This is a genomic window from Pseudonocardia sp. DxW (assembly GCF_058448985.1).
The window spans coordinates 106,722-130,741 of record NZ_JBZFLK010000004.1 but is presented as its reverse complement, the minus strand read 5'-3'; the positions used below and the strand labels follow the sequence as shown (position 1 = coordinate 130,741).

Below are 24,020 nucleotides of genomic sequence, written 5' to 3'. Positions count from 1 at the left end.
CGGCGGGGCACGGCCCACGTGGTCGGCGGTCCCGGCAGGGTCCGGGTTCCGCCGGCCCGCTCAGCTCCCGGCGGCGGCCGGGGCCCGATCCGTGTAACGGATCTTGAGCAGCGACTTGCAGTACTCCCCGTTGGTCTCGATCCCGACCCGCTGCAACCGCGCCCGGCGCAGGTGGAGCGGGACCTGTTCGACCGTCACCGGTGACCCGTCGGAGTGCACCAGCAGTGGGGCGTCGTCGGCGGCCGGGAGGCCGATGGTCTCCCGGCGGCGCCGCATCCGGGTGAGCTCGTCGGTGTCGGCCTCGGTCCCGGCGAGCTCGCCGAGGGTGAGCGCGGCCAGCTCCTCCGGGGTGCGGCCGGCGTCGACCAGCGGCCGGGCCACCCGGTCCTGGCCGGCCAGCGCGGCCTTGGCCAGGAACGTGTGCCGCAGCTCGTCGAGCTCGGCAGCGGCCTCGCCGTTGATCGAGCCCTCGAACGACTTCACGAAACCGGCGTGCGCCGCGACCCCGCCGTTGATCTCGTCGGAGGCGTGGTGGTCCGCCAGCGTCACCCGCGCGCTGCTCACTCCCGGGACGGCCGTGACCGCGTCGTAGGCGTCGGCCACCATCAGGAACGAGAAGTTCGGCGCGCAGAAGAACGTCGGCAGCCGGAGCCCGACGGTCACGACGCTGCCGCCGTGACCGTCGGGCGAGACGGTGCAGGACTCGACGAAGTCGAGATCCGTGATGGGCTCGTCCAGCTCCGGATCGAGCACCGTCCCCAGCGCGGACCACACGGCCTGCCGGTCGACGACGCCGGCGGTGCCGGTGACGGCGCCCGTGTCGTCGAGGGTCTCAGCAGGTCCGCCGGCCATTACGCCTGAGCCCCGGCCTTGTTGTCGACGAGCTCCTCGCCCGGCGCCATCGCCTCGTCGGCCGAGGTGTCCGGCAGCTCCAGCCCGGCCGGGACCGGGATGTCGTAGAGCTTCGCGGCGTTCAGGCCGAGGATCTTCTTCTTGCTGTCGGTGGTGAGCCGCGGGTAGTCGGCGAACTGGTCGTCGTCGGGCATCTGCCAGTCGACGAAGCCCTCGACCTGCCACTTCGGCGTCCAGATGTTGTAGTCGCCGCCGAAGGTCATCTTGTCCTCGCCGACCCAGAACAGCAGCTCGCCCATCACCTTGGCGAAGAACTTCGGGCGGGCGTGCATCAGGCCGCCGATGACGACCGAGAGGCCGGCGTAGACGTTCGGCTCCTGCACCGCCATGAAGCAGAAGTCCTCGATGCGCGGCAGCCCGACGTGCTCGACGATGAAGTTGAGGCCCTGGAAGTCGGTCGCGGCGTGGTCGACGTCGGCGACGTCGAACGCGTCCTTGTCCAGCGGCCAGATCGTCGGGCCCTTGTGCACGTGGATGTTCTTGATCCCGAGCTCCTGCGCGGCCTGCAGGAACCGGTACGCCTCGGGATCGGTCAGCTTGTAGCCGCGGGAGTCGCCGTTCCACTCCGCGGTGTAGAGCTTCACGCCCTTGAGGTTGAACTTCTTCGCGTCGGCCTCGAGCTGCTTGAGGCCCTCGTCGCCCTCGCGCGGGTCGAACCGCCCGTTGACGATGACCTTGTCACCGAACCGTTCCAGCAGCGCCGAGTTCTGCTCGGTGGTGTTGAAGCCCTTCGTGTACCACTCCTTGAGGTACGTCGACTGGAAGATCGCGTAGTCGACGTGGCCCTCGACGAACATGTCCCGCTCGAAGTCGTCGACCGAGACCTTGAGGTACTTCTCCCAGTCCCAGTGGGTCTCCGGCGGGCCCAGCTGGTGGTAGCCGTAGAAGCAGTCGATCCAGCCCTTGGCGTACTGCTCGCGACCCTCGCGCCAGTTCTCCCGGGAGGCGTCCCAGAAGTGGCAGTGGGAGTCGACGACGAAGTACTTCTCGCCATCCTTCTCGTACATGGTTCCTCCTGCGCCGGCGTCGTCGCCGCTCGGTGGTGGTCAGGAAAGACGTACGTCTTGTACGTACGTGTGAATCGGCCCTAGGGGACGAGGATCGCCCGGCCGCGCACCTTGCCCGCGTCGAGATCGTGCAGCGCGTCGATCGCCCGTTCGAGCGGGTACTGCACGGTGTGCAGGGTGACCTTCCCGGCCTGGGCGAGGACCATCAGCTCGGCGAGGTCGTTGTAGGTGCCGACGATGTTGCCGATCACGTTCTTCTCGCCCGCGACGAAGTCGAGGGTGGGGGCCTTGAACTCGCCGCCGTAGCCGAGCACGAAGTTGTAGCCGGCCGGGCCGGTCATCGCCCAGGCGTCGAGCTCGGCGCCCTCCTCGGCGACGAAGTCGAAGGTGACGGTCGCGCCGCCGCCGGTGAGCTCCTGGACGGCCTCGACGTGGTTGCCGTCGGCGACCACGGTCTCGTCGGCGCCGATCTTCTTGGCGAGCTCCAGCGCGGCCGGGTTCTTGTCCACCACGATGATCTTCGTGGCGGTCAGCGCGGCGAGCGCCTGGATGCCGATGTGGCCCAGCCCGCCCGCGCCCTGCACGACGGCGGTGGTGCCCGGGTAGAGGAACGGCACCGACTTGCGCACCGCGTGGTAGGCGGTGATGCCCGCGTCGGCGAGCGCGGCGACGTCGGCCGGGTTGGTGCTCGGGTCGAGCTTCACGCAGGCCCGGGCGGAGGTGCGCAGGTACTCGGCCATGCCCCCGTCGTTGCTGGACAGGCCGGGGAAGAACGCGTCACCGGTGCACTGCATGTCCCGCCCGGACCGGCAGGCGAGGCAGAGCCCGCAGGACGGCTGGGGGTGCAGGATGACGGTGTCGCCGACCTTCACGTTCGTGACGGCGTCGCCGACGGCGTGCACCCAGCCGGCGTTCTCGTGGCCGATCACGTAGGGCAGATCGGGGTTCTGGATCTCGGCCCAGTCGCCGTTGACGATGTGCAGGTCGGTGCGGCAGACACCGGCCCCGCCGATCTTCACGATGACGTCCAGGGGGCCCTGGATCTTCGGTTCGGCGATGTCGTCGATCTGGGGATCCTGCTGGTACGCGTGCACCCGCACGGCTTTCACTCGGGTACCTCCTGGGTCGGACGCGCGTCGGTGCACGTCGGATGTGGTGGGACTACGCGGCGTTCCTGTCGTGGCCCGTCGGCTGCGGTCGGTGACCGCGGTCTCTGTGCCACCCGTCACAGCGATCAGAACCCCGCCGCGGACCGCGGACAAGAGGGTCCCTTCTCGCTCTTCGAGAATTCGGACAAAACGGTCCGCTTTCGCAGGTGGTTACCGGTGAGTAGCATGCGGGCATGGCAGACGACGTGAGCTGGGTGGCCGACGCGATGACGCAGGCCGTCCCGTGGGTGTCCACCGCCGGGATCTCCTTCGGCCGGATCAGCACCGATCGGGTGGAGGCCTTCCTCCCCGACCGTCCGGACCAGCACAACCACGTCCGCGGTCCGCACGCCGCGGTGATGTTCGGGCTCGGCGAGACCGCGTCCGGCGCGGTCGGGCTGGCCGCCTTCGCGGCGGCCGGTGACCGGGCCGTCCCGCTGGTCGTCCGGTCCGAGATCCGCTACCTCAAGCTCGCCAGGGGCGACCTGCGGGCCGAGGCCGTGCTGACCCGTCCGGCCGGTGAGGTGCTCGCCGAGCTGGACGCCGGGACCCGTCCGGAGTTCACCGTGGACGTCACGATCACCGACGCGGACGGCGTGCAGACCGGTGCGATGACGATCGTCTGGACGCTCAAGCCGCACCGGTAGCGCCGGGCCGCTAGCGTCGCCGTCATGGATGTGGTCATCGCCGGAGGACACGGACAGATCGCGCTGCGGCTGTCCACCCTGCTCGCCGGGCAGGGGCACACGGTGCGCTCGATCGTGCGCAATCCCGACCACCTGGACGACGTCCGCGCCACCGGTGCGAGCGGCGTGCTCGCCGATCTGGAGTCGACCGCGGCCACCGATCTGGCCGGGCACCTGACCGGCGCCGACGCGGTCGTGTTCGCCGCCGGGGCCGGGCCGGGCAGCACCGCGGCGCGCAAGGAGACCGTCGACCGGGACGGCGCGACGCTGCTCGCCGACGCCGCCGCGACCGCCGGCATCCGGCGCTACCTGCTGGTCTCCTCGACCGGGGTGGACACCGAGCCGGATCCCGGGCTCGGCGAGGTGTGGGCCGCCTACATCCGGGCGAAGAAGGCCGCCGAGGAGGCCGTGCGCGCCGACCGCAGGCTGGCCGCCACGATCCTGCGCCCGCACCGGCTCACCGACGACCCGGGCACCGGCAAGGTGACGCTGGTGCCGCCGCCGCTGGACCGCGGCGAGATCACCCGCGACGACACCGCGGCCGTGCTGGCCGCGCTGCTCACCGCCGATCACACGATCGGGTCCACCCTGGAGCTGCGCTCGGGTGACATCGCGGTGGCCGACGCGGTGGCGGCGCTGGGCGGGTGAGAAATCCGGCCCGGGCGGGAATGCTGGGGCCATGAGCGAGCACGAGTACGACGTCGTCGTGATCGGGGCGGGTCCGGTCGGGGAGAACGCCGCAGGCTACGCGGCCGCCGCCGGCCTGTCCGCCGCCCTGGTGGAGGACGAGCTGATCGGCGGCGAGTGCTCGTACTGGGCGTGCATCCCGTCGAAGGCGCTGCTGCGCACCCCGCAGGCGGTCGCCGACGCCCGCCGACTGCCGGGGGTCACCGCCGAGTTCGATCCGGCCGCGGTGCTGGAGCGGCGCACGTACTTCACCGGCAACTGGGACGACTCCGGGCAGGAGGAGTGGGCCCGGGGCGCCGGCGTGGTGGTGCTGCGCGGCCGCGGGCGGCTCACCGGGGAGCGTCAGGTGCAGGTCACCGGGCACGACGGGGTGCTCACCCCGGTCACCGCGCGGCGCGCCGTCGTGCTGGCCACCGGGAGCGTCCCGGTCACGCCGACGGTCCGCGGGCTCGACTCGGTGCCGTTCTGGGGGTCCCGCGGGGCGACCTCGGCGAAGGAGATCCCGGACCGGCTCGGGGTGCTCGGCGGCGGCGTCGTCGGCTGCGAGCTGGCGCAGGCCTTCGCCCGGCTCGGCTCCCGGGTCACCCTGTTCCACCACGGCCCGCGGGTGCTGCCGAACGCCGAGCCGGTCGCCTCCGAGCGGGTCGCCGACGGGCTGCGCGAGGCAGGCGTCGACCTGCGGAGCGGCACCGGCCTGGACTCGGTCGAGCCGGCCGGCCCCGGCTCCGGCCCGGGCACCGACGCGGTCCGGCTGCACGGCGGCGGGGACGTCGTCGAGGTGGACCGGCTGCTGGTGGCGACCGGCCGGCGTCCGGCGTCCGGCGATCTCGGGCTGGACTCGGTCGGGGTGCGCACCACCGACCGCGGCGCCGTCCCGGTCGACGATTCCGGACTGGTCGAGGGCGGCGGCGACTGGCTCTACGCGGTCGGCGACGTCAACGGCCGGGCACCGCTCACCCACCAGGGCAAGTACCAGGCCCGGATCGCCGCGCACGCGATCGCCGCCCGCGCCGGGGGCCGGCCGCTGGACGCCGGGCCGTGGGGTGAGGACGCCGCCACCGCCGACCACGCGGCCGTCCCGCAGGTGGTGTTCACCGATCCCGAGGTGGCCTGGGTCGGCCGGACCGCCGACGCCGCCCGCGCCGCCGGGCTGCCGGTCCGGGTGATCGACATGGAGATCGCGGTGGCCGGGTCGTCGCTCACCGCGGACGGCTGGTCCGGCCGGGTGGTCGCCGTCGTCGACACCGAGCGGGAGGTGCTGGCCGGCCTCACCTTCGTCGGGCCCGGCGTCGCCGATCTGCTGCACGCCGCGACCGTCGCCGTGGTCGGCGAGGTGCCGCTGCGGCGGCTGTGGCACGCCGTGCCCGCGTTCCCGACCGTCAGCGAGGTCTGGCTGCGGCTGCTGGAGGCCTACCGGGCGGGCTGAGCGGCGATCAGGACCGCACGCCCAGGTGGTCCAGCAGCTCGACCTCGATCCGGTCCAGGTCGCGGGAGATCGTGCGGTAGGCCGCCTTGCGGCGGGAGACCGGCATGTTCTCCGCGGCCCGGACGGCGGCCGCGAGATCGTGCAGCCGCGGCTCGGTCTCGTCGGCGAACCGCTTCGCCGCGGCGTCGGACTCGGTGGTGCCGTCCTCGCGCAGCTCGGTGATGGTGCGCGAGATCCGGGACAGCCGCGCGTGCAGCTTGCCGCCCGGCCCGGAGTAGCCGCCCAGCTCGTCCGGGGAGACCCCGAGCCGGCGCGAGCGCTGGTCGTCGAGCCGGTGCCGCAGCGAGCCGGCGGCCGCCATCGCGTACGGCGCCAGCAGCGGCGCCAGGAGCTTGGCGATGCCCAGGTAGCGCTGGACCTTCTTGGCGTTCCACTCGCGGGCGACGCGCTCGCGCTCGGCCTGCTTCGCGGCCCGCGCCTCGCTCTTGAGCCGGCCCTTCTCCGCGGTGAGCGACGCCTTCGCCTCGGCCTTGCGGGCGCTCGCGTCGGCCTTCGCGGCGGCCCTGGTGACCTTGCGGTCCGCCGAGCGGGCCTTCAGGTCGGCCTCGCTGAGCAGGCCCTGCGCGGCGGAGGCGACCCGGTCGCCGCCCTTGCCGACGGCCCGGCGGGTGGTGCGGGCGGCCCGGCGCCCGGCCTTGTCGGCCCGGCGGCCCGCGGCCTCCGCCCGGCGGCGCGCCTTCGCGGCCCTGCGGTGCAGCTTCTCGGTCGCCCGGTCGGCCGCGTCCCGGGTGCTGCCGGCCGCGTCCTGGACCCACTCCGACGCGTCGACCGCCGCCTCCCTGGTCGCCGCGGCGGCCCGCTCGCCCGCGCTCGGCTTCCTGCGCAGCAGTCCCATGTCGTGTCCTCCAGGTCCGGTCGACCGCACGTGATCGGCATTATCGTCGCCGCAGCCTAGGGCCCGCGCCACCGGGCGCGCAGGCCCGACACCGGCGAGTGACCTGACCGGTGGCCGATCGGCACCCGTCGGAAGTGTCGGGGGTGGTCTCTACCCTCGATGTCCGTGAGCACCCCGACCGGATCCCGTACCGCGCCACGCGTCCTGCTGGACGCGGCGGCGCTCAGCGGGTGCCGCAGGCGGGTGCACCTGGATCACGACCCGTCCGCCGCCGGTGCGCCCCGCGCGCTGCCCGACCCGGCGATCGAGCAGCGCCGGGCGGACGCGGCGGCGCACCGGGTGCGGATCGGCGAGCTGCTGGCCGAGGTGTGGGGGGCCGACTGGGCGAGCGCCTGGCCGTCGGGCGCGGCCGGGCCGGAGCCCGGGGAGGGCGGCGTCCGGGCCGCGCGCGCCGCGCGCACCGCCGAGCTGGTCGCGGCCGGGGCGGCGATGATCTGGGGGGCGGTCCTGCCGCTCGACGGCGACCGGCGCGGCGGCGCCGAGCTGCTGGTCCGGGTGCCCGGCGGCGGCTACGTCCCGGTGCTGGTGGTCCGCCGCCGGATCACCGATCCGGGCGAGGGCGCCCGCACCACCGCCGTCACCGATCCGTGGCCGCAGCGCGCCCGGCACGACCCGGACCGCAAGGTCCGCTCCCAGCCGCGCGACCTGCTCGAGCTCGCCCAGCTCACCCGGCTGCTGGAGGCGGCGGGCTGGGCGCCGCCGGAGTCGGCGCCGCGGCTGGGCGGGGTGATCGGGCTGGACGCCGACGTCGTCGTGTGGCACGACCTGCGGGCCGGTCACTGGCCGGGCGGGCGGCACACCCTCGACGAGTACGACGTCCGGTTCGCCGACCGGTCCGCGGTGGCCCGGTCCGCCGCCGCCGGGGGGCCCGCGCTGGCCGCGCCGTCCCGGATCACCGAGTGCCGCCGCTGCCCGTGGTGGCCGACCTGCGAGGCCGAGCTGACGGCCGTCGATGACGTGAGCCTGGTCGCGCACGGGGAGACGGCGCGGCTGCTGCGCGGGGCCGGTGTGAGCACGGTCGCCGGCCTGGCGGCGCTCGACCCGGCCGCGCCGCCCGCCGCGCTCGCCGTGCCGCTGCCCGGGCCGCCGTTCACCGACCTGGTGGCGCTGGCCAGGGCCCGCGGCCAGGGGCTCGCGGTCGCCCGCCGGGTGCCGCGGGTGCCGGTCCCGCGCGGCGACGTCGAGATCGACATCGACATGGAGAGCTTCGGCGAGTCCGGCGCCTACCTGTGGGGGGTGCTGCTGTCCTACCCGGGCGGCCGGCGCGACCGCGATCCCGAGCCGGGGTACCGGGCGTTCGCCACCTGGGAGCCGCTCCCCACCCCCGACGAGGGGCGCTCGTTCGGCGAGTTCTGGACCTGGCTGTCCGGGATCCGGGCGATCACGGCCGGCTCGGGCCGGTCGTTCGCCGCGTACTGCTACAACGAGCAGGCCGAGAACCGCTGGATGCTGTCCTCGGCGCAGCGGTTCGCCGGGATGCCCGGCGTGCCGACCGAGCGGGCGGTGCGCGAGTTCATCTCCGACCCGTCCTGGGTGGATCTCTACGGCGTGGTGTCGCGCTGGTTCCTGTGCGCGCACGGCAAGGGCCTGAAGAAGATCGCGCCCGCCGCCGGGTTCGGGTGGCGCGATCCGGAGGCCGGCGGCGAGAACTCGATGCGCTGGTACCGGGACGCCGTCGCGCTGGAGGGCGGCGAGCCCGATCCGGTGCAGCGGGAGCGGCTGCTCGGGTACAACACCGACGACGTGCTGGCCACGCAGGTGCTGCGGGAGTGGATGTCGTCGGACCGGGTGCTGGAGGTCCCCCTGGTGAGCGAGCTGGCGCCGCCCGCCGTGTGAGGATGCGGGCGTGGCACCCCGTACGTACGACCGGATCGGGCCGCGCGGAGCGGTCAGCAGCACCCACCATCTGGGCACCGCCGCGGCGGCGTCCGTGCTCGCCCGCGGCGGCAACGCCTTCGACGCGGCCGCCGCCTGCGGGTTCGTCCTGCAGGTGGTCGAGCCGCACCTGTGCGGGCCCGGCGGCGAGCTGCCCGCCGTGTTCGTCACCGCGGCCGACCCGGCCCCGACGGTGCTGTGCGCCCAGGGCGTCGCCCCGGCCGCCGCGACACCGGAGCGGTTGCGCGCCGAGGGGTGCGAGATCGTCCCCGGCACCGGCCTGCTCCCGGCGACCGTGCCGGGCGCGTGGGACGGCTGGCTGACCCTCCTGCGCGACCACGGCACCTGGGAGCTCGCCGACGTGCTGGAGCCGGCGCTGGGCTACGCCGCGTCCGGGTTCCCGCTGCTCCCGCGGGTCCCGCAGGTGCTGGCCGCGGTCGCCGAGCACGTCACCGCGCACTGGCCGGGAACGGCCGCGACCTGGCTGCCCGACGGCCGGATCCCCGGGCCGGGCGAGATCGTGCGGCTGCCCGCGCTGGCCGCGACCTGGCGGCGGCTGCTCGACGCGGCGACCGGCCCGTCCCGCGAGGCGCGGATCGACGCCGCCCGCGACGCCTGGTACCGCGGCTTCGTCGCCGAGGAGATCGACCGCTTCGTCCGCACCCCGGTCCGCGACGAGACCGGGCGCGACCACGCCGGACTGCTGACCGCCGACGACCTGGCGTCGTGGTCGTCGCACTACGAGCCCGCGGTCGTCGCCGACGCCGGGAACGGCTGGTCGGTCGCCAAGTGCGCGGCGTGGTCGCAGGGCCCGGTGCTGCTGCAGCAGCTGCGCCTGCTGTCCGGTGTGGACCTGGAGCTGCCGGGCGGGGTGGCGACCGCGGACACCGTGCACGTCGCGGCCGAGGCGGCGAAGCTGGCGTTCGCCGACCGGGAGGCCTGGTACGGCGACTCGGCGCCGGTGCCGCTCGACGAGCTGCTCTCCGACGGCTACACCGACGCCCGGCGCGCGCTGATCGGCCCGGCCTCCGACGGCACGCTGCGACCCGGCTCGCCCGGCGGGCGGGAGCCCCGGATCGGGGCGTACGCGGCGACCCCGGGTGCGGGCCGGTCGACCGGCACCGACGGCCCCGGCTCGGGCGAGCCGACGGTCGGCAGGCAGGGCGTCACCCGCGGGGACACCGTGCACGTCGACGTCGTCGACGCCGCCGGGAACATGGTCTCGGTGACGCCGTCCGGCGGCTGGCTGCAGTCCTCGCCGACCGTGCCGGCGCTCGGCTTCTGCCTCGGCACCCGCGGGCAGATGTTCTGGCTGGAGGAGGGCCTGCCCAGCTCGCTGGTCCCCGGCCGGATGCCGCGGACCACGCTCAGCCCGTCGCTGGCCTTCCGCGACGGCGAGCCGGCCGCCGCGTTCGGCACGCCCGGCGGCGACCAGCAGGACCAGTGGCAGCTGTGCTTCCTGCTCGCGATGATCCACGGCGGACTGGACCTGCAGGCCGCGATCGACGCGCCGGCCTGGCACTCCACGGCGTTCCCCGGCTCGTTCGCACCGCGCGGCTGGGAGGCGCACGGCCTGGTCGTGGAGTCCCGGCTCGGCGCCGCGACCCTGGCCGAGCTGTCCCGGCGCGGGCATCTGGTGGACGACGCGGGCCCCTGGGAGCTGGGCCGGATGTGTGCGGTCGGCCGGGGCGCGGTGCTGCCCGGCGGGGGAGGGGCGGGGGCGCTGCACGCCGCCGCCGATCCCCGGTCGGGGGTGGCCGGGGCGATCGCGCTGTAACCCGGCGCCGCGGAGCCTCGCGGTCGTCGGCTGCGACTGACGCGTGCTCGCGCGTGCTCGCGTGTGCTCGTCGTCGCGCGTGACTCGTGGTGGTGCGTGCTCGTACCCCCGGGTGCGCAGGCGTCGCACTGCGTGGTCGGTGCCGCACCTCGTGGTCGGTGCCGCGCCGCGTGGTGGGTGCCGGGGTGCGCCGTGGGTGCCGGGGTGCGCCGTGGGTGCCGGGGTGCGCCGCACCTCCGGCTCGCGACCTCGCACCCCTGCCTCGGCCTCGCACCTGTTCCAGCGGGTGCGACGCAGAGGCAGGGGTGCGAAGCCGGGCGGAACCGGCCGCCGCTACCGGGCCCCCTCCGGCGGCCGCTCCCCGACGTGCCGTCCGTTGCCGTTGCGCCCGACGGCGTCCCCCAGCGGGGGCGGGAACGCCACGTCGGAGTGCGTGACCCGGCCCGGCTCCAGCGACACGACGGCGGCCACCGGTGGATACCCGCTGGTCGCGAGCGTGTAGCTGCCCGGGGCCAGGCCCTCGAAGGTGAACGTGCCGTCGGCGTCGGAGAGCCGGGACCCGACGACCGCCCCGTCGGCGTCGATCAGGGTCGCGATGGCCTGCGCCACCGGCATGCCGTCCGGGGCCGCGGTCACCCGCCCGGTCAGCCGGGAGCGCTCGGGCAGCCGCACGTCCTGCGTCACGCCTCCGTCGGCCGGGACGTCCAGCCCGATCGCCACCGGATCGACGCTCTCCCCGGCCGCGGCCAGGACGTAGTGCCCCGGTGGCACCGCGTTGAGCGTGTACCGGCCGGAGTCGGCGGACTCGGCCGCGGTGACGACGTCGCCGTCGCGGTCGATCAGCGAGACCGTCACCCGGGCGACCCCGGCGCCGGACGGGTCCCGGACGGTGCCCCCGATCCCGCTCCCGGCGGTGAGCCGCACGTCGTGCCGGACGACGGTGCCCGGCCCGGTCGTGACCGTCGCGGCGTGCGGCGGCAGCGTCCCGGCGGCGACGACGACCAGCACCCGGCCGGAGTCGTCGAGCGCGAGCCGGTAGTGGCCGTCGTCGTCGGTCCGGGTCCGGCCGATCTGCTCGCCGGACAGCCGCAGCGCGGTCACGGTGGCCGGGCCGCCCGCACCGGTGTGTGTCACGCGGCCGGCGATGGCCGGGACCGGGTCCTCCCGTTCGTGCCGGGGGATCCGGCCGGCGGGCGCCGGAGCCGGTGCCGGTGCCACGGCGGAGATCTCGCCGGTGGGCACGGCGGCGGCGTCCGCCTCGGCCTCGGCCCGGGCCGCCTGGGCGCCGGACATCGTCCGCAGCGGCAGCTCCCGCAGGAACAGCACCAGCACGAACGCGGCCGCCGCGACGCAGCCGGCGATCAGGAACGCGAGCGTCATCGAGCTGGTGAAGCCCTCCTGGAACGGCGCGGCCAGTCGCGGGTCGATCTGCTGCAGGAACGACGAGTCGCTCAACACCGCGGCGCTGAGCCCGCCCGGCTGCCCGCCGGTCAGCCCGTCGACGACGGCGCGGTTCGCCGGATCGGCGACGACGGCGGGATCGGTGAGCGCGGCCCGGAACGTCCCGGTGCCCAGCGCGGACCGGATGGCGTCGCCGATCCGGTCGCCCGCGGTCGAGAACACCACGGACAGGAACACCGCGGTGCCCAGCGTGCCGCCCATCTGCCGGAAGAAGGTGACCGACGAGGTGGTGACGCCCATGTCGCGGGCGGGCATCGCGTTCTGCACCGCCAGCACCAGGGTCTGCATGCACAGGCCGAGGCCGAGGCCGAGCAGCGCCATCGTCAGGTCGAGCTGCCAGATCGGGATCTGCGGGGTGACCGTCCGCCAGAGCAGCAGCATCGCGATCGTCATGAACGCGGTGCCGAGCACCGGGAAGATCTTGTAGCGGCCGGTGCGCGAGGTCAGCTGGCCGGAGGTGATCGAGGCGACCATGATCCCGCCCATCAGCGGCAGCATCATCAGGCCGGCCTCGATCGGCGTCGCGCCGTGCACGATCTGCAGGAACTGCGGGAGCAGCGCGATCCCGCCGAACATCGCCATGCCGATCAGCAGGTTGATCACGCTGGCCAGCGAGAAGATGCCGGTCCGGAACAGTCGCAGCGGCAGCAGCGCCGCGTCGCCGTAGGTGCGCTCGGCGAGCAGGAACAGGCCCAGCCCGATCACGCCGACGACGTAGTAGACGATCGAGGTCGGGGAGCCCCAGCCCCACTCGCGGCCCTGCTCGGCGACGATCAGCAGCGGCACCAGGCACAGGGTCAGCGCGAGCGCGCCGGGCCAGTCGATCCGGGCCGGTCGCGGCACGTGCGGGACGTTGAGCACCCGCTGGACGACGACCAGCGCGATCAGCCCGATCGGGACGTTGACCAGGAAGATCCACCGCCAGCCGTCGATCCCCAAGATGGTGTCCACCCCGGACAGCAACCCGCCGACGACCGGTCCGATCACGCTGGACGTACCGAACACGGCCAGGAAGTAGCCCTGGTAGCGGGCCCGTTCCCGGGGCGGGACGATGTCACCCAGGAGGTCAGCGCCAGCGACATCAGGCCGCCCGCGCCGAGTCCCTGCAGCGCCCGGAACGCGGCGAGGGAGTACATCGACCAGGCCAGGGTGCAGGCGACCGAGCCGATCAGGAAGATCGAGATCGCGGTCATGAACAGCGGCTTGCGGCCGAAGATGTCGGACAGCTTGCCGTAGAGCGGCGTCGTGATCGTGCTGGTGATCAGGAACGCGGTGGTGGCCCAGGCCTGCATGGACAGGCCCTGCAGGTCGTCGGCGATGGTGCGGATGGCGGTCGAGACGACCGTCTGGTCCAGGGCGGCCAGGAACATGCCCAGCATCAGCCCGCCGAGGACGGTGAGGATCTGGCGGTGTGTCAGCTCCCCGTCCGCGCGGGACGCGGCGGCGGCTGTGGACATTCAGGACTCCCGTGCTTCGAAGGTCTGGTAGTCGTCGAGGAACCGGCCGAGCAGGCCGGTCAGCGCCTCGCGGTCGGGGGCGTCCCACCCGGCGAGCACCTCGGCGATGACCCGGGCCCGGCGGCGTCACTCGGTCTCGATCACGCGGAAGCCCTCGTCGGTGGCGGCGAGCAGGGACGCCCGTCCGTCGCCCGGGTCGGCGCGGCGCTCCACCAGCCCGGCCTTCACCAGTGCGGTGACCTGGCGGCTGATGGTCGACGGATCGGAGTGCAGCGTCGCCGCGACCTCGACGGCCCGTTGCGGCCCGCCGAAGCTCAGGTGGGCCAGCAGGTGGTAGCCGGCCATGTCGACGATCATCTCGGGGCGGTGCCGCTCGGCCGACCGCTTCACCTGCCGGGTGAGCAGGAACAGCTGGCGGACGACGGTGTCGGCGAGCGCCAGGTCGGGATCCCCCGTTTCCGGTGTGGTGGCCGGATCCCGGGAGGCGGGTGCAGCGGTGGACATCGCAGCTCTCCACTTGCATGTATCACGCAACTAGTTGACCCGCGCAACTATGCGCTTCGGCATTGCACAACGCAACACGATTGCGGTGACGTGTGTCACGCAGGGGTGCGCCCCGGTGCCGTCCGGCGGCGGGCACTAGCCTCGCGGCGATCCGCCTCGCTCCCCGGGAGGACCGCCGTGCGCACCCGTCCCCGTCCCGCCCTCGCCGGACCGGCGCTGCTGGTCGCCGTCGCGGCCCTGCTCGCCGGCTGCGCCCAGCCCGGGCAGCTGGGGCACGAGTCCGCCGATCCGGCAGGCGCCGCGTCGCCGGCCGCACCCAGGACGACCGAGCCCGCGCCGCCGGGCACCGGCCCCGGCAGCCCCGACGACCCGACCGGCACCGCGCTGCCCGGGGTGCCCGGCGCACCGGTCGCGCAGGCCGGCTCGGACACCCGGGGCTTCCTGGAGCGGCCGATCGAGATCAGCACCCCCGGGCCCGCGGAGCTGCTGGTGCGCACCGAGGTGCTGCAGCCCGGCCAGGTCACCGGCTGGATCCGGCACCCCGGCACGGCGACCTCCGCGGTCCGGTCCGGCGAGCTCACCGTGCAGCGGGCCGGGCGGTGCGAACCGCAGACCTTCCGGACCGGCGAGGCGTTCTTCATCGGCGACGGCGAACCCAACGAGCTGCGCAACGACGGGCCCGAGCCGGTGGTGCTGACCCGGTCGCAGCTGCTCGCGCCCGGGATCCCGGAGCGGGAGCCGGTCGAGCCGGCCTGCTGACCGGGAAACGCGGTCGGTCCCCGGGCTCCCGGCTCCGTAGCCTCGGTACCCGTGCGTACCGCCCGCGAGGCCACCCCCGCCGATCTCGACGGTTGCGCGGACGTACTGTCCGACGCCTTCGCCGACTACCCGTTCACCCGGCACACCATCGCCGCCGACGACCATCTCCGGCGGCTGCGCGGCTGCCACGAGCTGCTGATCCGGGAGGTCGGCCTGCCGCACGGGCAGGTGCACGTGGTCGACGGCCCGGACGGGATCGACGCGGTCGCCGTCTGGACGGTGCCCGGCCCCGCCGTGGAGGAGGCGCTGACCCGGTCGGCGCCGCGGCTCGCCGAGCTGGCCGGCGACCGGGCCGCGGTGGCCACCGACGTCGAGGACGCGCTGGCCCGGCTCCGGCCGTCCGGGGCGTTCTGGTTCCTGGCCCCGGTCGGCGTCCGGCCGTCCCGGCAGGGCCTCGGGTACGGCCGGGCGGTGCTCACCCCCGGGCTGGCCGCCGCGGACGCCGCCCGGCGGGCGGCATTCCTGGAGACGTCCTCGCCGGTCAACGTGGACATCTACCGGCGGCTGGGCTTCGCCGTCACCGCCGAGCTCGACCTGCCGCACGGCGGTCCGCGCACCTGGGCGATGGTCCGGCCGCCCCGCTGACGCGCGTCGCTCGGTTCTGTCGGTGCGCTGTGGGAACATCGGCGGTGCACGGGGCAGGGCGTGGAACCCGGGACGGGATGGATGGCGACGAAGACGGTCATCGCGGCGGACTACCGCGAGTGGCAGGTGCAGCGGCGGATCGAGTGGACCACTCCCGCCGTCGGCGACGAGTTCGAGCACGACGTCGACGCCGGTAACGGCGCGGTCGTGCTCATCCTGTCCGCGCTCGCCCTGTTCTGGCTGGTTCTGCTGGTCTGGGCGCCGAGCGCCGTGGTCTTCCCCTGGTTCTACTGGCTGGTCGTGATCGTCGGGCTCGGCTTCTTCCCGGTCCGCTGGCTGCTGCGGCGCCCGTTCACGATCACCGCGAAGACGCAGGGCGGCTACGACCTGCCGCCGGAGAAGTGGACCGGGATGGTGCGCGGGCTCGCCACCGCCCGCGAGGAGACCAAGGTCGTGATCCGCAGCCTGAAGAACCGGTCCACCCCGGGCCACGCGGACAGCCCGCTGCAACCCATCAACTAGGAGCCGACGAGCCCCGAGGAGTCACCGTGCCCGAACTGCCGGAGGTGGAGGCCCTCGCACACCACCTGCGCGAGCACGCCGTGTACCGCCCGGTGGCCCGGGTGGACCTGGCCTCGATGAGCGCGCTGAAGACCTTCGACCCGCCGGTCTCCGCGCTGACCGGCCGGGTGGTGACGGGCGCGTCGCGGTTCGGGAAGTTCCTGTCGGTGGACTTCGCCGACCGGCCGGACGAGCCGGTGCACCTGGTCACGCACCTGTCGCGGGCCGGCTGGCTGCGCTGGCACGCCACCGCGGGCGCCACCCCGCCGAAGCCGGGCCGCGGCCCGTTGCAGCTGCGGGTGCATCTCGACGCGGTCGGCGGGCCGGGTTTCGACCTCACCGAGGCAGGCACCCAGAAGCGGCTCGCCGTGTACCTGGTGACGGACCCGGCGCAGGTCCCCGGGATCGCGCGACTGGGGCCGGACGCGCTGGAGCTGACCCGGGCCGGGCTCGGCGAGCTGCTCGACGGCGACAACCGCCGGCTCAAGACGCTGCTCACCGACCAGCGGACGCTGGCCGGGATCGGCAACGCCTACTCCGACGAGATCCTGCACACCGCGCGGCTCTCGCCGTACGCCGTCGGCGCCCGGCTCGACGAGGCGGCCCGGGACCGGCTGTCCGCCGCGCTGCACGCGGTGCTGACCGACGCCGTCGAACGGTCCGTGGGGCAGGGCGCCGCCGAACTGAAGGGCGAGAAGCGCTCCGGTCTGCGGGTGCACGCCCGCACCGGACTGCCCTGCCCCGTGTGCGGCGACACCGTCCGGGAGGTGTCGTTCGCCGAGAGATCGTTCCAGTACTGTCCGACCTGCCAGACTGGTGGCAAGCCGCTTGCGGACCGCCGGTTGTCCCGGCTGGTGAGGTAGGTCGTCCCAGGAGGCGCAGCGGTGAGCAGCACGGTCGGGGGAGCGGTGGATCTCGCCGTCGCCGTCGTCGACGGGCAGACGGAGCTGGCCCCGTCCCTGGTGCTGCTGCTGATCGTCGCGGTGGTGGTGCTGGTCATCGCGGCGTTCGTGTTCCTGTGGCAGCGCAACCGCCGCAACAACATGGTCTCCCCGCTCGCCAAGGCCACCTTCTCGGCGCTGCACACGGTGGCGCTCGCCGCCCCGGTGCTGCGGGAGGGGCTCTCCCAGCGCTCCGCGTCGCAGGCGCTGCCCTACCTGCGCCAGCTGCTGGAGAGCACGGCGATGGCGATGACCGACTCCCGGGCCACCGTGCTCGGCTGGGACGGCAGCGCCGACCAGCACCAGCAGGACGTGCAGACGCTCGCCGACCGGGTCATCTCGACCGGCCGGATGGAGCTGATGAGCCACACCTCGATCAAGTGCAACCAGCCCGGCTGCGAGGTGCGCGGCATCGTCGTGGTGCCGCTGGAGAGCGACGGCAACATCATCGGCACGCTCGCCGCGCTCACCCCGGCCACCGCCGGGCCGCCGGTGCTGCGGGCGACCGGCGAGGTCGCCCGCTACGTGTCCAGCCAGCTGGAGCTCGCCGAGCTCGACGACTCCCGGGCCCGGCTGAACCGGGCCGAGGTGCGGGCGCTGCGGGCCCAGATCTCGCCGCACTTCGTCTACAACGCGCTGACCACCATCGCGTCGTTCATCCGGACCGACCCGGCCCGCGCCCGCGAGCTGCTGATCGAGTTCGCCGACTTCACCCGCTACTCGTTCCGGTCGGCAGGCGAGTACACGACGCTGATCGACGAGCTCACCAACATCGAGCGCTACGTCCGGCTGGAGAAGGCCCGGTTCGGCAACCGGCTCAACATCCGGCTGCAGATCGATCCCGAGGTGCAGAACGTCGTGCTGCCCTTCCTCGCGCTGCAGCCGCTGGTGGAGAACGCGGTGCGGCACGGGCTGTCCGGCAAGCCGAACGGCGGCACGGTCACCATCCGGGCGGAGAACGCCGGCTCCGAGTGCGTGATCGTCGTCGAGGACGACGGCGTCGGCATGGACCCGGCCCGGCTCAACGAGGACCTCGACGACGCCCACCTGTCCGGCGCGCACGTCGGCCTGGGCAACGTCGACGACCGCATGCGGTCGGCCTTCGGGGACAACTTCGGCCTGGTCGTCGACACCAACATCGGCGCCGGTATGAAGATCACCCTGCGGGTCCCGAAGTTCCGGGCCGGCATCCGCGCCTGAACGGCGGTGGCGCTGGGCCGCACGGGTGAGCGGCGACACGCCGCGATGTGCCGAACCGGTCACGCCACGTCACGGAGCGCTCCCGCGTACGGTGGGATCGCATGGACGTCCTGCGCATTCCCGCCGCGGTGACCTCGCGGCTGCCGGGCCGACTCGGTGAGTCCGTCGGCGCGGTCGGCCCCCCGGTGGTGTCCGTGGTGCGGCTGCACGGCGTGATCAGTGCCCAGGCTGCGCCGGTCCCCCGGCAGGTGCTCAACGCCGCGTCGGTGGAGAAGGTGCTGGAGCGCGCGTTCGCACCGGACCGGCTCGCCGCGGTCGCCCTGGTGATCAACTCGCCGGGTGGGTCGCCCACCCAGTCGCAGCTGATCGGCGACCGGATCCGGGCCCTGGCCGCGGAGAACGACGTGCCGGTGCTCGCGTTCTGCGAGGACGTCGCCGCGTCCGGCGGGTACTGGCTGGCCTGCGCGGCCGACGAGATCTACGCCTGCTCGACCTCGATCGTCGGCTCGATCGGCGTGGTCAGCGCCGGATTCGGGCTGGACGGCCTGATCGACCGGTGGGGCGTCACCCGGCGGCTGCACACCGCGGGCGGGTCGAAGTCCCGGCTGGACCCGTTCCTGCCGGAGAAGCCCGAGGACGTCGCCTGGCTGACCGGCCTGCAGGAACAGCTGCACGAGCGCTTCGTGAGCTGGGTCCGGGACCGGCGCGGTGACCGGCTCGCGACCGGCACCGAACTGTTCGACGGCGAGGTGTGGCTGGGCGAGCGGGCCCGCGAGCTCGGGCTGATCGACGGCATCGGCGCCGCGCACGAGGTGCTCGCCGAGCGGTTCCCGGAGGCGGAGCAGCGCCCGGTCGAGGCGCGCAAGCCGTTGCTGGCCCGGCTGGGCGCGGGCGGCGCCGCGTCGCTCGGTCACCCGGGAGTGGATCCGGCGGTGATCGGGTCGGAGCTTCTCGCCGCGATCGAGGCCAGGGCGACCTGGGCGCGGTTCGGGCTGTGAGACGACCGGTCAGCGGCACCGCCCGGGGACGTCGCCACGTGTCCGGACGGTCACCGATCCGGTTCGTGCCCTGGCACTCCGCGCGTCGGCACGTCACCATGGTCGCGGCGCAGGGCGATCATCGAGGTCGATCGGATCCCGGTCCGGGACCGGAAGCAGGATGAGGAGATCGTGGACAGCAACGACACCACTCGGGGACTGGTCGTGCTCGCGGTGGACGACGAGCAGCCCGCGCTCGAGGAGATGGCATTCCTGCTGAACGAGGACGCGCGTGTCGCGACCGTCCTCAAGGCCGGTGAGTCCACCGAGGCACTGCGCATCCTGAACGGGCGGCGGGCGAGTGCCCCGGCGGGCGGGCCGTCCGGCGGACCCGGCGACGTCGCCGAGCAGACCGACATCGACGCCGTGTTCCTCGACATCCGGATGCCCGGCCTGGACGGCCTTGAGCTCGCCAGGGTGCTGAAGAACATGGCCGTCCAGCCGGCGATCGTGTTCGTCACCGCACACGACGACCGCGCCGTCGACGCCTACGACGTCGGCGCCATCGACTACCTGCTCAAGCCGCTGCGCACCGAGCGGCTCTCCGCCGCGCTGGACCGCATCCTGTCGACCCGCCGGACCGGGCCGGTCGAGCAGGCCCGCGACGACTCCGGCGACGACGAGGTGATCCCGGTCGAGCTGGCCGGTACCACGAAGCTGGTGCCGCGCTCCGCCGTGCGCTACGTCGAGGCCCAGGGCGACTACGCCCGGCTGCACACCACCGACGGCAGCCACCTCGTGCGGATCCCGCTGTCGGTGCTGGAGGACCGCTGGCGGGACGCCGGTTTCGTCCGGATCCACCGCTCGTTCCTGGTCGCGCTACCGCTGGTCACCGAGCTGCGGCTGGCCGGTTCCGGGTATGTCGTCCGGATCGGGTCGGGGCCGGAGACGGCCGAGCTGCCGGTCAGCCGCCGGCACACCCGTGAGCTGAAGGACCGCCTCGTCCGCGCGACCAAGCAGGCGTGGAGCCAGAGGTGAGCAGGTCCACCGGCGGCGTCCAGCCGTCGGTGCGTCCGGAGTCGCAGGAGCAGGCTCCGGACGATCACGACGGTTCGCCCGGCCCGGGCGGCGGCGCGCCGGGCAACGGCGCGGTGTGGCCCAACCGTGCGGCCCGCAACGCGGGTGCCGCCGGCCCGTACCGCAACGGCGGTTCGCCCGCTGCGCCGCAGGTGTCGGCGGCATCGCCGGTGTCGGCCGTGCCCTCCGCGCCGCAGGTGCCGCCGGTGTCGGCTGTGTCGTCCGGACCATCAGGGCACCCCGTGTCAGCCGGGCAGCCGGGGTCGGCCGGGCAGCCCGGGCACCACGGATCGCCCGCGCCGGCCGGGATGCAGCCGGAGGCACCGGGCCCCGTGCCCGACGGTCGGCACCCGCACGCCGGCCCGGTCGCCCCGCGGCCGCGCAGCCCGGCGTTCTCCGGCGGCGTTCCGCGGCCGGTGGACCCGCCGACCGGTACCGAGCAGGCCGCGGCGGAGCAGGAGTGGGCCGGGTACACCGACACCCGGGCCGGACAGGCCGGGGGTGCGCATCCGGCGGCCGGGCCGGCCGGGAACGGTCAGCCCGCCGCCGGGTACGCCGGAACGTCCACGTCCGGGCCGGCCGGCACTGCCGACCCCACTGCCGGTCCCACTGCCGACCCCACTGCCGATCCCACTGCCCACCCCAGCGCCGATCCCACCGCGCAGCCGGCCGCCGCACCCCCGGCCCCCGAGGCGAGCGGGTCCGCGGACCGCCCCCGGCGTCGCGCCCGGCGCGAGGCCGCCGGGGCCGACGCCGACGAGGGCGCGAGCTGGCTGCAGCAGGAGATCGCGCGCCGGGTCGCGGACCGCGCGGGCGGGTCCGGCAGGCACGCCCGGGTCGAGCCGGCCGCCGAGCGTTCCGGCGCCGAGATGGCCGAGGTGGCCGAGCCTGCCGCGCTCCCCGGCGCGGCCCCGGACGGCGGAGCCACCGGGACGGACCCGGAATCCGGCGGCCCGGCCCCGGCCGGCCCAGCGACCGGCGGCTCAGCGTCCGACGGATCAGTGACCGATGGCCCGGCGCCCGGCGGCTCAGCGACCGACCGCCCAGTGACCGACGGCCCGGCGGCCGACGAGGACCACCGCGAACCGCAGCACCCCCGGGCGCGCGCCGCGCACCCGCGGCCGCGTTCCACCATGGTGCCCGATCCCTACGCCCCGGCCGGCCTGCGCGACTCCGCCGCCGAGGGCGTCTGGCCCCCGTCCCGCCCCGCCGACAGCGGCAAGCAGTGGCCGCCGGCCGCCGGCGCGGCCGGACTGCCACGGCGCATCCCCGGAGCGACCTCGGAGTGGAGCCACGGCTGGGCCCCGGACCGCAGCGCGTTGCTCGGGGTGGCCGGTGCGGCCCCCGCCGACGCGGGCCCCGCCGACACCGACCCGGACACCGCCGCCGAGGAGCACCCGGAGACCAGGCCGGTCCCGACCCGCTGGACCGCCGCCGGCCGCCGCAGCAGCGAGGTGGCCGCCGAACCGGCCGGCACCGCTGCGCCCGCCGATCCCGGCCTGCCGGTGGACGACGACCTGCCGGACGATCCTGACCTGCACCCGGACCTCGATCCGGACCTCCGTCTCGACCCGGACCCGGACGACGAACTGCGCGGCCCGGCCGCCGAACGCACCGAGGTCATCTGGCGCGCCCCCGGCCTGAACGCCCCGGTCGCCCCCGCCCCGGCCCCGGACCCGGGCGCCGACCTGGTGGCCACCTCGTTCGCGCCCTACACCGGCGCCCGTCCCCGCCGGTTCGCCGCGGCGCCGACCGACGCACCGGAACCGGACGGCACCGGCACCGACGACGGCCCCGGCGGCAACCGGGTGCGCATCGTGCTGTCCGAGCGCCGGTCCACCGCGCACTCCTCGCGCGGGCTCTCCGACGTGCAGGACCCGGGCGCGGTCGGCACCCTGCTCCGCAACTCGCTGGTCCGGACCCAGCTGCTGCTCGCCCTGCGGGTGAGCCTGGTCGCGCTGTTCACCCTCGGCATGCTGCCCGCGCTGTTCATGGCGCTGCCGGTGCTCGGTGAGATCGAGGTGGTCGGCATCCGGCTGCCCTGGCTGCTGCTCGGCCTGCTCGTCTACCCGTTCCTGCTCGGCCTGGGCTGGTGGTACGTGCGCTCGGCCGAGTCGGTCGAACAGGACTTCGCCGACGACGTGGCGGACCGGTGAGCCTGACCGCCATCGCGTCGCTGGTCGCGATCGTCCTGGTGGCCGTGGTATCCGCGGTGATCGGCTCGATCGCCCACCGGACCCGGCTGACCTCGGACTTCCTGGTCGCCTCCCGGACCGTGCCGTCCCGGTTGAACGCCGGCGCGATCTCCGGCGAGTACCTGTCCGCGGCGTCGTTCCTCGGGATCGCCGGGCTGATCCTGGTCAACGGCGTCGACGGGCTCTGGTACGCCGTCGGTTACACCGCCGGGTACCTGCTGCTGCTGTTGTTCGTGGCGGCCCCGCTGCGCCGCTCCGGCGCCTACACGGTGCCGGACTTCGCCGACGCCCGGCTCGCTTCACCGGCGCTGCGGCGGGTCTGCGCCGCCGTCGTCATGGTGATCTGCTGGCTGTACCTGCTGCCCCAGCTGCAGGGCGCCGGCCTGACCCTCGGCATCGTGACCGGGCTGCCGGACTGGATCGGCTCGGCCGGGGCCGGCGTGATCGTGCTCGCCACCGTCGCGTTCGGCGGCATGCGGTCGGTGACCTTCGTGCAGGCGTTCCAGTACTGGTTCAAGCTGACCGCGCTGGCCGTCCCGGCGGTGATCGGGCTCGCCGTCTGGTTCGGCGACGGGCACACCTTCGCCCGCAACGAGCCGCCCGAGTTCCGCGAGCCGACCACCGTCTCGGTGACGACGCCGGTCGTCCTCGACATCCGGCTCTCGGTCGACGTGACCGTCCGCGGCACCGTCGACGGGGTGCCGGTCGACGGCCCGCTGCGCTGGGTCGCCGGGTCCTCGCACGACATCGCACCCGGCACCGAGCTGGACTTCGCGGCCGGCGAGCCGGTGCCGGTGACCAGCGGCGCGCCCACCGACGACGAGAGCTGGCTGCGCCCGTTTGCCGGCTCCGGCGAGCACCAGCTGCTGGGCACCTACTCGCTGATCCTGGCGACCTTCCTCGGCACCATGGGCCTGCCGCACGTGCTGGGCCGCTTCTACACAAACTCCGACGGCCGGGCGGCCCGGCGCAGCGCCGTCGTCGTGCTCGCGATGCTCGGCGGCTTCTACATCCTGGTGACGCTGCTCGGCATGCTGTCCCGGGTCTACACGCCGCAGCTGCTGGTCACCGGGCGGTCGGACGCCGCGGTCCTGCTGCTGCCCAACGCGATCCTGGGCAGCGGGCTGCTCGGCGCCCTGGTCGCCGGGCTGGTCGCGGCCGGGGCGTGGGCGGCGTTCCTGTCGACGGCGTCCGGCCTGCTGGTGAGCCTGGCCAGCGTCATGTCCACCGACGTGCTGCCCGGCAAGGGGCGGATGGCGCGGCGGTTCCCGCTGGCGACCGTGCTCGCCGGGATCCCGCCGACTGTGGTGGCGCTGGTGCCGACCGGGCTGAACTTCGCCGAGGCCGTCGCACTGGTCTTCGCGGTGGCGGCGTCCACCTTCTGCCCGCTGCTCGTGCTCGGCATCTGGTGGCGCGGCCTCACCGACGTCGGCGCGATCGCCGGGGTCCTGGTCGGCGGGATCATCTCGGCCGCGGCGGTGGTCGCGGCGCTCGCCGGGCTGGACACCGGGTTCCTCGGGCCGGCCGCCGGCTGGGTCGAGGTGCTGCTGTACCGGCCGGCGATCGTGAGCGTGCCGCTCGCGTTCGCGACGATGATCGCCGTCTCGCTGCTCACCCGGGCGCGCCGTCCCGAGGATGCCGGTCAGGTGATGTTGCGACTCCACGCACCCGAACGGCTGGGCCTTATGCGTGACAGGCTGGACGACCGAACCTGATCGAGGGCCCGTCCCCGATGACCCCGCGTGACCGGATCGGCCGAATGGTTGGTCC

At 74.6% G+C, this 24,020-nt stretch carries 20 protein-coding genes and 1 pseudogene; 14 read left to right on the top strand and 7 right to left on the bottom strand.

The window, feature by feature from the left end; translation table 11 throughout:
- Positions 1 to 60 precede the first annotated feature (60 nt).
- The 3 genes from ACVJO7_RS07850 to ACVJO7_RS07840 form a co-directional block, all read right to left on the bottom strand.
- A complete protein-coding gene (locus ACVJO7_RS07850; protein WP_491672309.1) occupies positions 61 to 852 on the bottom strand; it encodes an iron-sulfur cluster assembly protein in 792 nt (263 codons plus the stop codon).
- On the bottom strand, positions 852 to 1,919 hold the full coding sequence (locus ACVJO7_RS07845) for an amidohydrolase family protein (protein ID WP_344024077.1): 1,068 nt from the start codon (positions 1,917 to 1,919) through the stop codon (positions 852 to 854). The genes ACVJO7_RS07850 and ACVJO7_RS07845 overlap by 1 nt, the downstream gene beginning before the upstream one ends.
- Positions 1,920 to 1,999: 80 nt before the next feature.
- On the bottom strand, positions 2,000 to 3,028 hold the full coding sequence (locus ACVJO7_RS07840) for an NAD(P)-dependent alcohol dehydrogenase (RefSeq protein WP_344024079.1): 1,029 nt from the start codon (positions 3,026 to 3,028) through the stop codon (positions 2,000 to 2,002).
- Positions 3,029 to 3,261: 233 nt separating this feature from the next.
- On the opposite strand from ACVJO7_RS07840, the gene ACVJO7_RS07835 reads away from it, so the two are divergent.
- The 3 genes from ACVJO7_RS07835 to ACVJO7_RS07825 are packed head-to-tail and all read left to right on the top strand — an operon-like array spanning position 3,262 to position 5,866.
- Complete coding sequence (locus ACVJO7_RS07835; RefSeq protein WP_491672308.1) at positions 3,262 to 3,714, top strand: DUF4442 domain-containing protein; 453 nt, start codon at positions 3,262 to 3,264, stop codon at positions 3,712 to 3,714.
- A 24-nt stretch (positions 3,715 to 3,738) separates the two neighbouring features.
- Entirely contained in the window at positions 3,739 to 4,401 is a 663-nt protein-coding gene (locus ACVJO7_RS07830) for an NAD(P)H-binding protein (protein ID WP_491672307.1), read from the top strand.
- A 31-nt stretch (positions 4,402 to 4,432) separates the two neighbouring features.
- Complete coding sequence (locus tag ACVJO7_RS07825) at positions 4,433 to 5,866, top strand: dihydrolipoyl dehydrogenase family protein (protein WP_491672306.1); 1,434 nt, start codon at positions 4,433 to 4,435, stop codon at positions 5,864 to 5,866.
- Positions 5,867 to 5,873: 7 nt separating this feature from the next.
- Here ACVJO7_RS07825 and ACVJO7_RS07820 read toward each other — a convergent pair whose 3' ends face one another.
- Positions 5,874 to 6,761 carry a DUF6474 family protein gene (locus tag ACVJO7_RS07820; RefSeq protein WP_344024087.1) on the bottom strand — a complete coding sequence of 296 codons (888 nt, stop codon included), beginning with the start codon at positions 6,759 to 6,761 and terminating at the stop codon, positions 5,874 to 5,876.
- 159 nt (positions 6,762 to 6,920) lie between these two features.
- On the opposite strand from ACVJO7_RS07820, the gene ACVJO7_RS07815 reads away from it, so the two are divergent.
- Together ACVJO7_RS07815 and ACVJO7_RS07810 are read left to right on the top strand one after the other, a co-directional pair.
- Positions 6,921 to 8,657, top strand: a complete 1,737-nt coding sequence (locus tag ACVJO7_RS07815) for a TM0106 family RecB-like putative nuclease (RefSeq protein WP_491672305.1) — start codon at positions 6,921 to 6,923, stop codon at positions 8,655 to 8,657.
- A gap of 10 nt (positions 8,658 to 8,667) precedes the next feature.
- A complete protein-coding gene (locus ACVJO7_RS07810; protein WP_491672304.1) occupies positions 8,668 to 10,473 on the top strand; it encodes a gamma-glutamyltransferase family protein in 1,806 nt (601 codons plus the stop codon).
- Between the two features lie 333 nt (positions 10,474 to 10,806).
- Here ACVJO7_RS07810 and ACVJO7_RS07805 read toward each other — a convergent pair whose 3' ends face one another.
- From ACVJO7_RS07805 to ACVJO7_RS07795, 3 genes and pseudogenes are all read right to left on the bottom strand, one after another.
- A complete protein-coding gene (locus ACVJO7_RS07805) occupies positions 10,807 to 11,766 on the bottom strand; it encodes an MSCRAMM family protein (RefSeq protein ID WP_491672464.1) in 960 nt (319 codons plus the stop codon).
- Between the two features lie 408 nt (positions 11,767 to 12,174).
- A pseudogene (locus ACVJO7_RS07800) lies at positions 12,175 to 13,304 on the bottom strand (MDR family MFS transporter); the annotation flags it as partial.
- A 213-nt stretch (positions 13,305 to 13,517) separates the two neighbouring features.
- Positions 13,518 to 13,895 (bottom strand): MarR family winged helix-turn-helix transcriptional regulator, encoded by a 378-nt coding sequence (locus tag ACVJO7_RS07795; RefSeq protein ID WP_491672303.1) that lies wholly within the window; start codon positions 13,893 to 13,895, stop codon positions 13,518 to 13,520.
- 177 nt (positions 13,896 to 14,072) lie between these two features.
- On the opposite strand from ACVJO7_RS07795, the gene ACVJO7_RS07790 reads away from it, so the two are divergent.
- The 9 genes from ACVJO7_RS07790 (at position 14,073) to ACVJO7_RS07750 (ending at position 23,965) form a co-directional block, all read left to right on the top strand.
- Positions 14,073 to 14,654, top strand: a complete 582-nt coding sequence (locus ACVJO7_RS07790) for a cupin domain-containing protein (protein WP_491672302.1) — start codon at positions 14,073 to 14,075, stop codon at positions 14,652 to 14,654.
- Positions 14,655 to 14,705: 51 nt separating this feature from the next.
- Positions 14,706 to 15,299 carry a GNAT family N-acetyltransferase gene (locus tag ACVJO7_RS07785; RefSeq protein ID WP_491672301.1) on the top strand — a complete coding sequence of 198 codons (594 nt, stop codon included), beginning with the start codon at positions 14,706 to 14,708 and terminating at the stop codon, positions 15,297 to 15,299.
- Between the two features lie 81 nt (positions 15,300 to 15,380).
- Complete coding sequence (locus tag ACVJO7_RS07780; protein WP_344024101.1) at positions 15,381 to 15,821, top strand: hypothetical protein; 441 nt, start codon at positions 15,381 to 15,383, stop codon at positions 15,819 to 15,821.
- A 26-nt stretch (positions 15,822 to 15,847) separates the two neighbouring features.
- Positions 15,848 to 16,723, top strand: coding sequence for a DNA-formamidopyrimidine glycosylase family protein (locus tag ACVJO7_RS07775; RefSeq protein ID WP_491672300.1), 876 nt, complete (start codon positions 15,848 to 15,850; stop codon positions 16,721 to 16,723).
- A gap of 21 nt (positions 16,724 to 16,744) precedes the next feature.
- Entirely contained in the window at positions 16,745 to 18,001 is a 1,257-nt protein-coding gene (locus ACVJO7_RS07770; RefSeq protein ID WP_491672299.1) for a sensor histidine kinase, read from the top strand.
- 101 nt (positions 18,002 to 18,102) lie between these two features.
- A complete protein-coding gene (locus ACVJO7_RS07765) occupies positions 18,103 to 18,999 on the top strand; it encodes a S49 family peptidase (protein ID WP_491672298.1) in 897 nt (298 codons plus the stop codon).
- Between the two features lie 171 nt (positions 19,000 to 19,170).
- Complete coding sequence (locus tag ACVJO7_RS07760; RefSeq protein WP_491672297.1) at positions 19,171 to 20,016, top strand: LytR/AlgR family response regulator transcription factor; 846 nt, start codon at positions 19,171 to 19,173, stop codon at positions 20,014 to 20,016.
- A gap of 371 nt (positions 20,017 to 20,387) precedes the next feature.
- Positions 20,388 to 22,211, top strand: coding sequence for a hypothetical protein (locus ACVJO7_RS07755; RefSeq protein ID WP_491672296.1), 1,824 nt, complete (start codon positions 20,388 to 20,390; stop codon positions 22,209 to 22,211).
- A complete protein-coding gene (locus ACVJO7_RS07750; RefSeq protein WP_491672295.1) occupies positions 22,208 to 23,965 on the top strand; it encodes a sodium/solute symporter in 1,758 nt (585 codons plus the stop codon). The genes ACVJO7_RS07755 and ACVJO7_RS07750 overlap by 4 nt, the downstream gene beginning before the upstream one ends.
- Positions 23,966 to 24,020 lie beyond the last annotated feature (55 nt).